Consider the following 14331-nt stretch of genomic DNA (forward strand, 5'->3'; position numbering starts at 1 on the left):
AGGAAAAACAAAAAAGCGGCAGCGGGTACGGTATGATCGTACGCTGTCGCTTTTTGTTGTACTGCGTCAGAGCTTGTGTTATACTGGCACTGCAGCCCTTCTCCGATCCCCCAGTCGCGGAAAGGAGGTGGAATCCCATATGGACAATCTTATCGCGTTTTTCCAGACTGTCGCAGCAGAAGTAGTTGCATACTATCTCTGCAAGTGGCTTGACAGCCTGATGTGCAAGGGCAGTAAGCACTAACACAAGAACCCCCTCGGAGTTGCCGCTCCGAGGGGGTTTTGTTTTTGCATGGAATCCCATGGAAATAGGCCTTATCGCGTTGCCTACTTCTAGTATATGCAATCCGGCGCAAAAGTCAAGCAGGCAGATAAAAATTAACAATTTGCCGTTGGAATGGCCCGCAAAAACCCCCGCTGACAGAGGGAAAAGTGTCAACGGGGGTCAGGGTGATGTCATATTTCGGTGGGAACTCCCTCAGTCAGAACCTGACGGTTCTGCCAGCTCCCTCATGGAGGGAGCCTGAGGCCCCCCTCTCCGAGGGGGCTGCCGCCGGTCAAGCGGCTGGGGAGTTGGCGCGCTCAGTCGTCGGCGGCTTCGTCCAGGTTGCCCAACTTCTTGGCCTGCTCCACCACGGCGGGCACCAGCATCTCGGGCAGGGTCTCGTAGCGGGCGAACTCGGTGGTGAACCAGCCGCGGCCCTGGGTGGTCTGCCGGATAAAGGTGGTAAAGTTGGCCAGCTCTGCCAGCGGCACTTCCGCAATGATGGTCTGCATGCCGTCCTCGTCCGGCTCCATGCCCAGCACGCGGCCCCGGCGCTTGGTCACATCGCCCATGATGTCGCCAGTGTTGTCGTTCGGCACATGGGCCTTCAGGGTGTGGATGGGCTCCAGAATGATCGGCCCGGCCTCGGGCATGGCGGCCTTGTAGGCCAGCTTTGCGGCCATGATAAAGGCCATTTCAGAGCTGTCCACCGGGTGGTAGCTGCCGTCCAGCAGGGTGGCCTTCAGGCCCACCACGGGGTAGCCCGCCAGCACGCCCTTTTCGGCGGCAAGGCGCACGCCCTTTTCCACAGCGGGGAAGAAGTTCTTGGGCACGCTGCCGCCGAACACCTTCTCCTCAAACACCACCTGCTCGCTGTCGCAGGGCTCGAAGTTGATGATAACGTCACCGAACTGGCCGTGGCCGCCGGTCTGCTTCTTGTGGCGGCCCTGCTTCTGGCAGGCCTTGCGGATGGACTCACGGTAGGCGATGCGGGGTGCTTCCAGACCGATCTCCACGCCGAACTTGTTCTTCAGCTTGGCCTTCACCACGTCCAGATGCTGCTCGCCCAAACCGCCGATGACCTGCTGATGGGTCTCGGCGTTGTTCTGGTAGCTCAGGGTGGGGTCCTCTTCCATCAGGCGGGCCAGTGCGCTGGAGATCTTGCCCTCGTCGCCCTTCTTGGCCACGGTGACGGCCATGAACAGGCTGGGCTGCGGGAACACGGGGGCCGGCAGCTTCACCACACGGTCGGCGTCGCACAGGGTGTCGCCGGTCTTGGCGCTCACCAGCTTTGCCACGGCGCCGATGTCACCGGCAATGATGCCGTCCGAGTCCACCTGCTTCTTGCCGATGACGGTGAGGGGCTTGGTCGATCTTTTCCACGTCACCGGTGCGGGCGTTGGTCAGCGGTTCACCGGCGGTCACCTTGCCGCTGACCACCCGCAGGTAGCTCAGCTTACCCACAAAGGGGTCGGCCACGGTCTTGAAGACGTAGGCGGCGGTGGGCTCGTCCACGGTGCAGTGCAGCTCCACCGGCTCGCCGTCGGCATCCTCGGCCAGCGTGCTGGCTTCGTGCTCCGGGCTGGGCAGCAGCTTGTGCATGTTGAACAGCAGCATATCCAGCGCCTGCTGGTTCACGGCGCTGCCGCAGAACACGGGGGCGATCAGGCCGTCCTTGACGCCCTTGCGCATGCCTTCCACGATCTCCTCGGTGGTAAAGGCCTCGCCGCCGAAGAACTTTTCCATCAGCTCATCGTCCGTTTCGGCGATGGCTTCGCTCATGGCCTCGATCAGGCCCTGAAAACGGTGGCCGATGTCCGGCAGATCCACCTGGATCTGCTTGCCGCCCTCGTACTTGAAGGCCTTCTGGCTGAACAGGTTGATGTACACGGGGGTGCCGTCGTCCAGCTTGGCGGGCACCACGCAGGGGCAGATGGTGGAGCCGAACTTGATCTTCATATCCTCAAGGATCTTGAAGTAGTTGGCGTTTTCCAGATCGCACTTGGAGACGAAAACCATCGTAGCCTTGTTGTTCTTGCGGGCCAGCTGGAAGGCCTTCTCTGCACCCACGGTGACGCCGCTGCGGCCGGACACCACCACCAGCACGCTCTCGGCGGCACGGATGCCCTCATACTCGCCGGCCTCGAAGTCGAACAGGCCCGGGGCGTCGATCAGATTGTACTTGATGCCCTCGTACTCCACCGGCACTACAGACGCCGACAGGCTGGCCTTGCGCTTTGCTTCCTCGGGGTCAAAGTCCGAAATCGTGGTGCCGTCCTCGACCCGGCCCATACGCTCGGCAGCGCCCGAAAAATAGACCAGCGCCTCGGTGAGCGTGGTCTTGCCGCTGCCGGCATGACCGGCAATCAGGATATTGCGGATGTTGTTGCTTGCGTATTTCATATCGGTTTTTCCCTCATTTCCGCCGCACGGAGCATTCTCTCCGCTTTTGTGGCATATTTTACAAAGATAATACCACACTCAAAACGATTTTTAAATATATCGTTTGAAAAAAGCCGGTCGAATGCCTGCCAAACTTCAGGGCAGTGTTTTGTGCAAGTTGACATTGGGGGAGATTTCCCCGCAGAAAAAGCAAGCCCCCGGTGCCGCACACAGGTGCGATGCCGGGGGTGTTTTCGTTGCAAAGCGTATGATTTTATGGTATGCTGTAGATGCCGCTTCGGCGGTGATCAGGTGCTGATTGCATAATCGGTGGTCTAGCTCCTTCCGGCTGCGCGCCAGAGGGGACGAAAAACTTTTTGCTTCCCCTGACGCGAAAGCGGAAAGGGGGGATGCCTCATGACGTTTGAACAGGTCGTGCTGCTGCTCACGCTTCTTGGCGGAGCAGTGTACATTACCTTCGAGATCACATGGACGATTTCCAACGGCAAAAAGAAATGACCGCTCATGCCCTCAGAAAGCAAGCGGTCATTCTTTACGACTGATTCGCCGGATGAGGAGCTGACCATTGCAGTCAGCACCTTTTCTATTCGTAGTATAGTGTATTTTACCGGGTTTGTCAAGCGGCGGGCCCGCTGCCGGAACAGGAGGTTTTTCCGCGATGAAACGTACCGATTACATCAACTGGGATGAATATTTCATGGGCATTGCGCTGCTCACCGCCATGCGCTCCAAGGACCCCAACAGTCAGGTGGGCGCATGCATCGTCAGCCCGGAAAACAAGATCCTGTCGCTGGGCTACAACGGTATGCCCATCGGCTGCAGCGACGACGAGATGCCGTGGGAGCGGGAGGGCGACCCGCTGGACACCAAGTATATGTATGTCTGCCATGCAGAGCTGAACGCCATCCTCAACAGCGCCCACAACAACCTGAAGGGGGCGCGGGTGTACGTGACCCTGTTCCCCTGCAACGAGTGCACCAAGGCCATCATCCAGTCCGGCATTGCCGAGGTGGTGTACTACGGCGATAAATACCACGACAGCGATTCCAGCGTGGCGGCGCGGTTCATGTTCAAAAAGGCCGGTGTGAAGCTGACTGCCTACACCCCCACCGGACGCCGGGCCGAGCTGGAGCTGTAAAAAACGGTTGTGCTGCCGCGAAAGATGTGCTAAACTGTTGATAAGGCGCTGATTGCAAAATTGGTGGTCATGCTTTCCTGTCCCGTATCACGAGCTTTTCTATTTTTACTTAGAATAAGCAGAGGTTCCGGGAGGAAACTTTTTTGGAAGTACCCTGCCCGGAGCCTTGAAGGCGAAGGGAGGGATGTCGGATGACGTTGTCTGAGACCATGCTGCTGGCCCTTCTGATTGCAGCGGCTACACTGATCCTCGATGTAGCGAAAGCTGCATTCGATATCGCGTGGAAGATTTCACACGACCGAAAAGACGATGATAACAAAAAAGATTGACCGCCTCAGTGTTCCAAGCCTGACGGTCAATCTCTTTTGACTCACGGGACGGAAAGCTGACCTTTGCGGTCAGCGCCCCTTCTGTTTGTAGTATACTCGCAGCATCGTGGTTTGTCAAGATGGCCGTGTCCTCTTGACCGGCTGCGGAGAACGTATTATAATAGTATTGCACTTCGCATAAACATACATCAAACTTTGCATAGAGAGGGAAATATACAATGAGTCTGAAGAACCGCAGCTTTTTAAAGCTATTGGACTACACCCCTGCCGAGATGGAGGAACTGCTGGACCTTGCCGCCGACCTGAAGGCAAAAAAGAAGGCCGGCATCCGCCACAATGACCAGCTTGCGGGCAAAAACATTGCCCTGATCTTTGAAAAGACCTCCACCCGCACCCGCTGCAGCTTTGAGGTGGCCGCACACGATCTGGGCATGGAAGTGACCTACCTTGATCCTTCCGGCAGCCAGATCGGCAAAAAGGAGTCCATTGCCGACACCGCCCGGGTGCTGGGCCGCATGTTTGACGGCATCGAGTACCGGGGCTACGGCCAGCAGATCGTGGAAGATCTGGCCCGCTACGCCGGCGTCCCGGTGTGGAACGGCCTGACCAACGAGTTCCATCCCACCCAGATCCTGGCCGACTTCCTCACCATCCGGGAGCATTTTGGTCACCTGAAGGGCATCCACTTCGTTTACTTTGGCGATGCCCGCTACAACATGGGCAACAGCCTGATGGTGGGCTGCGCCAAGATGGGTCTGCACTTCACCGCCTGCGCACCCAAAAAGTACCAGCCGGACCCGGCCCTTGTGGCACAGTGTCAGGCCATTGCCGCCCAGACCGGCGCCACCCTCACTTTTGAGGAGGACCCTGCTAAAGCCGCAAAGGGTGCCGATGTGCTGTACACCGATGTGTGGGTGTCCATGGGCGAGCCGGTGGAGGTCTGGGCCGAGCGGATCAACGACCTGTCTGCGTACCAGATCAATCAGCAGCTGATGGACATTGCAGGCCCTCACGCCGTGTTCATGCACTGCCTGCCCGCCTTCCACGACCACAAGACCACCGTGGGCAAGGAGATGGGCGAGCGCTTTGGCCGCGACGCCATGGAAGTGACCGATGAAGTGTTTGAAGGCCCCCAGAGCATCGTGTTCGACGAGGCCGAGAACCGGATGCACACCATCAAGGCCGTCATGGCAGCGACCTTGGGATATGAGAAATGATGGATTCCGCTTGTGCGGAATATGAATGTGCTGCGCAAATAGAAACAGGCTGTTGGAACAGGGATCCAACAGCCTGTTTTTGTATGATCTGTGCCAGACCGTCTATCTCTCGCCGCAGATCTGTATACAAAAAATGCAAAGTAATTGACCACCTGTTCTTATTGCTTTCACTGTTTTACTTCTTTACAACATCATCTTTGCAAAAAGCTCTTGGCCTTTAATATAGAGGTCAAGAGCTTTTTTGCTTGCCGCTGAACTTCTGCTTTCAAAGATCGTGTTCAGCATAATTTTCAATTCTCTACACTTTGCGTTTCAGATAATTCTTCCCAGTCTTCCGGGTTTCCACACCTACGGAGATACTCATGCCCGCCATCGACTGCACACGATACTTTCCTCCCGGAAATAGTGGAACATCCGCTGATCGCCAAAGGGAATCGGCTGATGGCTTATCATTTCTACTCCATCCGCGCTTCTCCTGTGGATGGTTCTTTTCTTTTGAATCAATGTGTGATATAGTAAAGTTATCTTCCGTAAGGGGACGGAAACCCGCAGGAGTCCTTGAAGAACCCCTTGATCTGGTATTGCAATTTATCCCCGTAAGGGGACGGAAACCGGAAAAACTCGTTCCAGATTTTGACGTATGCTCATTGCAATTTATCCCCGCAAGGGGACGGAAACCTTTCTTATTATTCACATTTATAATATATCATTATTGCAATTTATCCCCGCAAGGGGACAAAAAAGCACCTCTGCCACTGGCGTTTGCCAGCAGCGGAGGTGCTTTGCTTTTTCTTATATTCTATTTTACAGGTTGGGAGCTGCGCCCGACGGGATTGTCTTTGTGACAGGCAGCGCCTTGACGCCCTGCGGGACGTTCCGCTTCAAGGGGCGGATCTCATGCAGGTAGTCGGTGATCTTTCGCAGGGTCTCTTCAATGCTCTCGGTATCCAGCGGCAGAACGCGATCGCTCAACAGGCCCAAGTCACTGCCGCTGGCGTGATTGATCTGGTTGCGGTACTTCACCACGCGCTGGTAGAGCAGGGCAGCCTGCTCCAGCTGCGGGCGGATGGCAGGGTCGATGGCCAGTTGGTCAGAGGCAAGCACCATATCCAGATAATCGTGCATTTCTGCGGCATTTGCTACGCCAAGCAGCATATTGCCGCCCGCATCATCTTTACTTTTGGTCAGGCGCAAATCGGTTGTGCAAATTTCTTTCAATTTTCCATTCTGCAACAATGCCAACCAGCAGAAATGGAAATGGAACAGCGGGTACACCCACGGCTTGCCCTCGTTCTGCTTCTGATCTGCCAGATAGTCCCAGCCTCTTGCAGTGGGCTGCACAAAGAGATGCTGGCAGACATATTCCGGCATCTGCTCGCACAGCAGGGTCAGCGCCTGCTGGTACATCCCGTGCTTGGCGCACCAGCTCACCAGTGCAGGCAGCGCCTTTTCGCCGGAGGTAAGCAGCTCTGCAAACTCGGTGCTGAAACGGTCTTTCAGCAGCCGGAAGAACAGGTCGGTCAGGTTCTGGCTCTTCTTGGGCGTTTCTTTCAGCGCCTGGGCGATCTGGTTCAAATCGTCGTTCAGCTTCCGCACCCGGCACAGCGCCAGGTCATCTGAAAACTGGTTGATGCGGGTCAGCAGCGTGTGCAGCACCGGGTCTTTTTCGCCCTCGCTCCACAGATAGCTCTTCAGCTTTTGCGCGGTGCCGGTGGAGAAGAACTCGTCCATGGCGGTAACAAAGTCGAACAGATCATATAGCTGGGTGCGGTCGTGCGCGACAGGCTCTTCCCCGCGCAGCTCTGCATAAATCACCCGGCGGGTCTGCACACCGCGCAGGTCCCGCATACAGCGGGCAGCGGTCACCAGCAGCATGGCAGTGTCCCGCATACCGCCGGAAAGGTCGATGGAAAGGGTGTCCTCTTTTTCGATCTTGTCCAGTAGCTGCGAGATGGCCTGAAACTGCTTTTTCTCGTCATCCATGCTGTCCGGCACTTCGATCACCACCAGCCGCTCTGCCGGGATGCCCACCCTGCGCAACGCATCGCGGAAATATTCCAGCGTGGTGCAGGTGCTGCCGTCCGGCATTTCCACCATAGCTTTTTTGCGCACCGTCTCGCTGCACAGTGCCAGAATGCAGTCCGGGGTCTCCTTTTCCTTTATCAAATACCGCACCGCGCCCTCGTTGGTCTGGGTCTTGTAGTTCGGGTTTTTCGGGCTCATATATAAAAGTAAAACATCGCGTCCCATCTTATCCATCCTCCTGTTCCGTTTTCATCTGCGCCAGTTTTTGCTGCCATGTTTTGCGCCGCTGCGACACCGCCGCCCGGCTCACACCAAGAAATTCTGCCACGGTCTTATCCTGCGCCGGGTTGCGCTCCGGGTCCAGCAGGGCGTGGAGCGCGGCACATTCCAGCGCTTCGGGCGCATAGGGCGGCTGAACGGTAAACTCCACGTACCGGTGCAGCAGCAGGATATCCCACAGGCAGTTGTCCTGTTCCAGCGGATGCAGGTCATCGCAGTTTGCCAGCCGCGCGGGCGCATCCTCTGCCGGAGGCAGCGCGTCATTGTTGCGCAGAAAGCCCATCAGCACGCTGCTCCACAACGGGCCAGCTGTCTTGCCGTATTTTTCCTTCTGCTGCAGGTTCATCAGCCCTATGCCGCGGTGCAGCCATGCCAGCATTTCACTGCTCTGCTCCACCTTTTCTTCCACGCTTTTTTCTTGGGAAACCACCCGGTCGCCCAGCGCCGAATCCTCTCCGCCAGTGTCGTCCAGACTGAGCACCGACTGCTTATTGCGCAGTGCTTCCCGCAGGGTCTTTACACCCACCCCAACAATATCGGCGATCACCTGTTCTTTTTCCGGGTCACGGCAGAGCACACTCTCTGTCATTCCGTTCTTTTCCATGTACTCCAGCGCTTTTTTGATCTTGCGGTTCGTCTCGCGTCCGAAACCCGTCACAGCCATTTCTTCCTGCTGCTGGTCGTGTGCCTGTGCATGACGGACGGCGGCGCGCAGATACATACTGAAGGTCTGCCCCGGCTTTGCTTCCCAAAAATCAAACGCATCCAGAAACGCCTTGCAGAAATCCACGCTGTTCCATGCATCCTCTCCCCTTCCGGGAGCCTGTACGGTCAGAAAGCATTCCGCCCAGAACGTGCGGAACCGTTCATCATTGGCATCGTGCAGTTTTTTGCGCTGTTCCGGCGGCAGCTGCAGCAGCGGCGAAGCATCAATGTCCGCCCATGTTTTCACATCATTCATCGCTGCTCAGTCCTCCCGGTGCTCGTTCATCCAGATCAGCTGATGGAACACTTGTTCGGCGGTCCTGCTGTCGCGCATAGTACCTACCAGCCCGGAAAGCTGATACAGTGCCGCCATATCGTAAAGCCGCGCGCTGAGCACCCGCCCGTTTTCCCGCTTGACCTCACCATAATACACACCGCCTACTTCCAGTTCCGTATGGGTAGCTTCGGCGCAGGTCAATGCCGTCAGCGTGACCACCGGGATGCTCTTGGAGCCGTAAGTGATGCAGGCGTACACCCGGGTGACCTGCGGCAGGGCATCCACCAGATCCCGGCACAGGCCGATCAGTGTTTCCGGACACTGATTCAATCCTCCGGCAGGTCGATCTGCCGCACCTGATGTTCCGCAATTCCCAGCTGCGCCAGCTCTTCCAGCAGGCGCTGATAATTGCGGGCGGTATCGGCATTTTCCTGCCGGATGGCCAGCAGCTGCACCGTGTCCCCGGGTTCAAGGGTATCCCGCATCACCTGCACGATGGGAAAACAGGTGGCCGTGGGGGCCTCTGCCCGCTCCCGCTGGTACAGCATAGGGTCCAGCTTTCCCTGCAAAGGCACGGTGGTGATATAAGTCTTCAGCACAGGGCAACACTCCTTTTTATAAGATCCATTATTTGCATCATACCATAAAAAGACCGCTGCTACAATGGCTTAAAAAATTTATGCAGATTTATTTTTTTACGCCTTAACTGCGCCCCTGCCATGGGCTTCTGGTAGGTGAAAGGAGGTGAAAAACATGTTTGAGCTGATCTCTACTCTGGGCTGCGCCGCAGCCGGTGCCGTCGCAGGCGCCGTGAAGGGCGCCACCATGGGCATCGCCGTGGGCGGCCCTGTCGGTGCCATTGCCGGCACCATCCCGCTGGCCATCGTTGGCGGCGTTACCGGCGCTCTGGCCGGCAACAACATCGGCCACCGCATCGACAAGCGGTGAGCCCCGCGCCAGCGCTCCCGTCCGTTTTGTGCGGACGGGAGTCTTTTATAAAGAACCGGGAGGTACACGCTATGTTCATCAACTTTTCCAACCACCCCTACGCCCTGTGGAGCGCCGAGCAGCAGGCGGCGGCGCAGCGCTACGGCACGGTGGTCGATCTTGCGTTTCCCGCCATCGACCCCGCCGCCGACGAGGCCGCACTGGACTCCCTTGCCGCGGTATACGCCGACCACATCCTGCACCTTAACCCGGACGCTGTGCTCTGTCAGGGCGAGTGCACCTTTGTGTACCGGGTAGTCCAGCGTCTGGAAGCCGCGGGCATCCCCACGCTGGCCGCCTGCTCCCGCCGCAAGAGTCAGGAGACCACCTACCCGGACGGCAGCACCCTGAAGCGCAGCATCTTCGCCTTTGCAGGCTTCCGCCGCTATGGCTCGCCCTGAAAGAGGGTTTTCTTTCTATCCTCCACGGCACAATAGTGGTTCAGGATCTATCGTTGTCCTTTTCGCGCGGTTTCACTTTATTTCAATAAAGTGAATAGTTTTCAGGCATTCAGCTCTTCCATTTTACGATCTTCTGTGATATATTTAGTGTACCATCCCCGTAAGGGGGCGAAAACATATTCGTACCTCCTATAGTACGTTTTCTTTTGGTACCATCCCCGTAAGGGGGCGAAAACTAATAGCGATCGACAGCTTCTTCCGCTTTACGCGTACCATCCCCGTAAGGGGGCGAAAATCCATTGCTGCCATAGGTCTTCAGTCCAAAGCTGGTACCATCCCCGTAAGGGGGCGAAAACGCAGTCTTGGTGGTGGCGGACTTCTTCATATTCGTACCATCCCCGTAAGGGGGCGAAAACACAGCAACGGTGCATACGGCCTCAACCTTCTTAGTACCATCCCCGTAAGGGGGCGAAAACCGGTAGCAAAACCGACCACCTTCCTCAATACGAGTACCATCCCCGTAAGGGGGCGAATACTTCTTGCGGATGTTCTTGGTAGCAGTCTTGATGGTACCATCCCCGTAAGGGGGCGAAAACTGCTGCCTAGGAATACAACAGAACAGAACAGAAGTACCATCCCCGTAAGGGGGCGAAAACTGCCCGGATATCATCAAGGGACTTAAAGCGTTTGTACAATCCCCGTAAGGGGGCAGAAACTTCTTTGCCATGCCATCAAAGTCTTTGTACCAGACTTCAACTTCTCCCCGCAAAACCCTCTCAGGCGCTGCGCGCCAGCTCTCCCGAAGGGAGAGCTTTTGCAGCTGCCACTTACCTTGTACTAAGCTCCCCCTTTCGGGGGAGCTGGCACGGCGTAAGCCGTGACTGAGAGGGTTCTCCCCGTAAGGGGGCGAAAACTAAACATAGTAATTTCCTTTCTGCGTATCTTTAAGTACCATCCCCGTAAGGGGGCGAAAACACGCAGCCTCAAGTATTTCGTCATTAAATGGATTGTACCATCCCCGTAAGGGGGCGAAAACCTCGCCGTTCCACATGAGACCGCAGATAAGCATGTACCATCCCCGTAAGGGGGCGAAAACCTTTATGGACATTTTCAACGACCAAATGATTCAGTACCATCCCCGTAAGGGGACAAAAAACTCCGCATCAAAAAAAGATGCGGAGTTTTTCTTTTGCAAACCTTAACTTCTTGTTTTCCGTGGGCTGTTCCTCTATGAACGGAACGATTGCAGCTGCTGTGATATTTTCTCTGCTGCGGCTTTTACATAGCGACAAAATGTGTTATAATAAAGCCAATTCCAAGCATCTCTTACAAAATCAACAAATACATTTTCCGTTTATTGTGCAATTCTTCCACAATCCGTAAAGGAGATGGTATTTTGAACGTTCTCACCCTGCAGTCCACCTATGGCGGGCTGCTGCACGACACCGGCAAAGCGGTGTACCGTGCCGGTGGGCAGCGCGGCAGCCACAGTGAACAGGGCTACCAATTTTTGCACGGCGTTTTGTCCGGCGCAGACTGGGCCCCGGTTCTGGACTGCGTGCATTACCACCACGCCGCCGCGCTGCGCGGTGCAGCAAAGGCGCTGCCGGCCGATTCCCCGGCCTATATCGTTTATCTGGCAGATGATCTTTCTGCCGCCGCAGACCGCCGGGAGGTCGAAGGCGAAAGCAGTTCCTTCCGGCGGGACTTTCCGCTGGACTCGGTGTTCACCCATCTGAACGGTTCCCACCCCGGCTGGATGATGCCTGCGCAGCCGCAGGACGGCAGCCTGAAGCTGCCACGGCAGCAGCAGCCGCTTTCCGCTTCCGTCTATGCAGATGCCGTGCGCAAGCTGAGCGAGTGCCTGCCGGATTCTGCAGCCGCAGCCGGAGTGGATCAACTCGCTGCTGGGTCTGCTGGAAACGCAGTTCAGCTGTTTTCCGTCCAGCACCTTTACCGGCGAAAGCCCGGATGTTTCCCTGTTTGACCACGCCAAGACCACCGCAGCCATTGCGGCGTGCATCAGCGAATATGTGCAGGCAAACAACATCACCGACCTGCGCAAGGCACTTTTTGAGCAGGAGAAGGATTTTTGCCAGAAGGACGCTTTTCTGCTCTATACCGCCGATTTTTCCCGCATCCAGAAGTTTCTTTATACCGTCCATACCGAAAACGCCCTGCGCTCCCTGCGCAGCCGGTCGTTCTTTCTGGAGCTGCTCATGGAGCACTATCTGGACGAGCTTCTGGCCGGGTGCGGCGTGTCCCGCGCCAACCTGATCTACAGCGGCGGCGGGCACTGCTATGTGCTGCTGCCCAACACTGCCGCTGTGGCCGATACCCTGACCCGGTGGAACCGGCAGTTCAACCACTGGCTGCAGCAGCAGTTCGGCACCCAGCTGTTTCTGGCCAACGCATGGACACCCTGCTCCGGCAACGACCTGACCAATACCCCGGCTGAAAAAAGCCCCTACAAAGAGCTGTTCCGCCGGGTGAACCGGCTGCTGGAACAGCACAAATTCCACCGCTATACCGCAGAGGATCTGCGGCTGCTGAACAGTACCGCCGCTTACCCGGATGGCCGGGAATGCAAGGTGTGCGGCACCAGTGCCAACCTGAAGGATGATCTCTGCCCTTGGTGCAAACTGTTCGTAGATCTTTCCATTAAGATCCAGAACAAGCGCGTTCTGGTGGTAAGCCGTCAGCCCTCGGCTGCCGATGACTGTACGCTGCCCGCACTGGACGGCGGCAGCGAATATCTGTCCCTGACGGATCAGTTCTCTGCCCGCAAACGGCTGGCTTCCGGCGAGCCGGTCGTGCGTGTATATACCAAAAATGCACCGTTCACCGGCCTTACTTACAGCACCAACCTGTATGTTGGCGATTACGCCGCCAGCAACAGCATGGAAGAACTGGCCGGGCAGTCCGAGGGCGTGCGCCGCATTGCGGTCTGCCGTATGGATGTGGATAACCTCGGTCATGCCTTCATCTCCGGTTTTGAACAGGAAAACGAGAAAGACCCGGTCAAACGGATGCACTATGTTACCCTGTCCCGCACCTCGGCGTTCTCCCGGCAGATGTCACTGTTTTTCAAGTGCTACATCAACGGCATTCTAGAGGGCTTGCATGTAAGCATCGTCTATGCCGGCGGCGACGATGTATTCCTTGTGGGCGCATGGAACGATGTTCTGGAAGCAGCACAGCGCATCCAGCGTAATTTTACCGCATTCTCCTGCGGTGCACTGACTCTCAGCGCAGGCATCGGCATCTTTGATGACCATTACCCCATCCGGCTTTCCGCCGAGGAAACTGCCGCGCTGGAAGAAGCCGCCAAGCATCTGCCCGGCAAAAATGCAGTGGCCCTGTTTACGCCGGAGCGCAAAGCAGTCCGGGATGCAAAGGGCAATCTGCTGGTGCAGCCGGAGCAGGGACATATCTATGCGTGGGATGTATTCCGTACAAAGGTCCTGACCGAAAAGGTCGGCTGCCTGCAAAGCTTCTTCGGCAAGGATAACGCCGAGCATGGAAACGCCATGCTCTACAATCTTCTGGCACTGCTGCGGGAAGCAGAAAACGACCGCATCAACCTTGCACGGTACGCTTACCTGCTGGCGCGGCTTTCCCCCAAAAAGAATGCGCCAGATTATAAACTTTACGAGCAATTCTCTCACAGCATGATGGATTGGGCATTGGATGCCGTACAGCGTCACCAGCTCATCACCGCAATTTATATTTATGTCTATCAGAACAGAAAGGGTGGCGACACAGATGGCAGGATGGAATGATAATGGCCGGGGCGGCTATGGCGGCGGTGGCTATAACAACAACCGGAGCGGATATAGCAATAGCTACAACGGAAACCGCAGCAGTTCCGGCAGCTATAACAGCCGTAGCAGCTATGGGCAGCAGAAAGAGCTGCCGCCGGAGATCACGCCGAAAAAGGTGCCGGAAGATTATGTAGACGAAGCCGAGCGTATTATGCGCAGCCTCATGAGCGGCGGCAAGACCGTGACCACCAGCAAAATCCGCAACCTGTTGAGCCTCGTGACGGATATCTTTAATACGGAAAACATCCGCACCGATGAAAAGCTGCGGCCAGAAAGCATCGTGAAGCTCAACCTGATGCGGGTCCGGGTGGCTTATGAGTGCGGCCGTGATGATACCGTAAAAAGCTTTGTGGCGCAGACGAACCTGCTGGAATACCTCAAGGGCATTTCCACCGACCGTGCGGACCTGATCCGCTTTGCACACTACATGGAAGCGCTGGTCGCTTTCCACCGCTACTTCGGCGGCAAGGAGGGGTAATCA

13 protein-coding genes, 1 pseudogene and 1 CRISPR repeat array are annotated in these 14331 nt (G+C 56.6%); of the genes and pseudogenes, 8 read left to right on the plus strand and 6 right to left on the minus strand.

The window, feature by feature from the left end:
- Positions 1 to 582 precede the first annotated feature (582 nt).
- Positions 583 to 2668: pseudogene (locus ACKXF7_RS02060) on the minus strand (elongation factor G).
- A 658-nt stretch (positions 2669 to 3326) separates the two neighbouring features.
- Between ACKXF7_RS02060 and ACKXF7_RS02065 the strand changes: the two are divergent.
- The 3 genes from ACKXF7_RS02065 (at position 3327) to argF (ending at position 5352) form a co-directional block, all read left to right on the plus strand.
- Positions 3327 to 3806 (plus strand): deoxycytidylate deaminase, encoded by a 480-nt coding sequence (locus tag ACKXF7_RS02065; RefSeq protein WP_249238021.1) that lies wholly within the window; start codon positions 3327 to 3329, stop codon positions 3804 to 3806.
- 191 nt (positions 3807 to 3997) lie between these two features.
- Positions 3998 to 4135 carry a hypothetical protein gene (locus ACKXF7_RS02070; protein ID WP_423741995.1) on the plus strand — a complete coding sequence of 46 codons (138 nt, stop codon included), beginning with the start codon at positions 3998 to 4000 and terminating at the stop codon, positions 4133 to 4135.
- A 218-nt stretch (positions 4136 to 4353) separates the two neighbouring features.
- Entirely contained in the window at positions 4354 to 5352 is a 999-nt protein-coding gene (gene argF, locus ACKXF7_RS02075; protein WP_339395493.1) for an ornithine carbamoyltransferase, read from the plus strand.
- A 290-nt stretch (positions 5353 to 5642) separates the two neighbouring features.
- On the opposite strand, the gene ACKXF7_RS02080 is transcribed toward argF, so the two are convergent.
- The 5 genes from ACKXF7_RS02080 to ACKXF7_RS02100 form a co-directional block, all read right to left on the minus strand.
- Positions 5643 to 5780: a DUF7695 domain-containing protein gene (locus ACKXF7_RS02080; protein ID WP_423741996.1), complete on the minus strand. Its 138-nt coding sequence runs from the start codon at positions 5778 to 5780 to the stop codon at positions 5643 to 5645.
- A 376-nt stretch (positions 5781 to 6156) separates the two neighbouring features.
- Positions 6157 to 7602: a TM1812 family CRISPR-associated protein gene (locus ACKXF7_RS02085; RefSeq protein ID WP_423741997.1), complete on the minus strand. Its 1446-nt coding sequence runs from the start codon at positions 7600 to 7602 to the stop codon at positions 6157 to 6159.
- A gap of 1 nt (position 7603) precedes the next feature.
- Positions 7604 to 8617, minus strand: a complete 1014-nt coding sequence (locus ACKXF7_RS02090; protein ID WP_423741998.1) for a hypothetical protein — start codon at positions 8615 to 8617, stop codon at positions 7604 to 7606.
- A gap of 6 nt (positions 8618 to 8623) precedes the next feature.
- On the minus strand, positions 8624 to 8968 hold the full coding sequence (locus ACKXF7_RS02095; protein WP_423741999.1) for a hypothetical protein: 345 nt from the start codon (positions 8966 to 8968) through the stop codon (positions 8624 to 8626).
- Complete coding sequence (locus ACKXF7_RS02100) at positions 8965 to 9237, minus strand: hypothetical protein (protein WP_423742000.1); 273 nt, start codon at positions 9235 to 9237, stop codon at positions 8965 to 8967. The genes ACKXF7_RS02095 and ACKXF7_RS02100 overlap by 4 nt, the downstream gene beginning before the upstream one ends.
- Positions 9238 to 9391: 154 nt before the next feature.
- Between ACKXF7_RS02100 and ACKXF7_RS02105 the strand changes: the two genes are divergently transcribed.
- The 5 genes from ACKXF7_RS02105 to csm2 all read left to right on the plus strand — a co-directional run bounded on the left by ACKXF7_RS02105 (position 9392) and on the right by csm2 (position 14328).
- The gene (locus ACKXF7_RS02105; protein WP_339395488.1) at positions 9392 to 9586 is read left to right on the plus strand and encodes a hypothetical protein; all 195 of its coding nucleotides are present in this window, start codon (positions 9392 to 9394) and stop codon (positions 9584 to 9586) included.
- A 71-nt stretch (positions 9587 to 9657) separates the two neighbouring features.
- The gene (locus ACKXF7_RS02110; protein WP_423742001.1) at positions 9658 to 10026 is read left to right on the plus strand and encodes a hypothetical protein; all 369 of its coding nucleotides are present in this window, start codon (positions 9658 to 9660) and stop codon (positions 10024 to 10026) included.
- A gap of 149 nt (positions 10027 to 10175) precedes the next feature.
- A CRISPR array of direct repeats spans positions 10176 to 10743; the repeat unit is 27 nt; unit sequence GTACCATCCCCGTAAGGGGGCGAAAAC.
- Between the two features lie 679 nt (positions 10744 to 11422).
- Entirely contained in the window at positions 11423 to 12013 is a 591-nt protein-coding gene (locus ACKXF7_RS02115) for an HD domain-containing protein (RefSeq protein ID WP_423742002.1), read from the plus strand.
- Positions 11943 to 13808 carry a type III-A CRISPR-associated protein Cas10/Csm1 gene (cas10, locus tag ACKXF7_RS02120; protein ID WP_423742601.1) on the plus strand — a complete coding sequence of 622 codons (1866 nt, stop codon included), beginning with the start codon at positions 11943 to 11945 and terminating at the stop codon, positions 13806 to 13808. Before ACKXF7_RS02115 ends, cas10 begins: the two co-directional genes overlap by 71 nt.
- Positions 13792 to 14328 (plus strand): type III-A CRISPR-associated protein Csm2, encoded by a 537-nt coding sequence (csm2, locus tag ACKXF7_RS02125; RefSeq protein ID WP_423742003.1) that lies wholly within the window; start codon positions 13792 to 13794, stop codon positions 14326 to 14328. The genes cas10 and csm2 overlap by 17 nt, the downstream gene beginning before the upstream one ends.
- Positions 14329 to 14331: the final 3 nt, after the last annotated feature.

The organism is Faecalibacterium sp. 7, from assembly GCF_049562865.1.
Classification (GTDB): Bacteria; Bacillota; Clostridia; order Oscillospirales; family Ruminococcaceae; genus Faecalibacterium; species Faecalibacterium wellingii.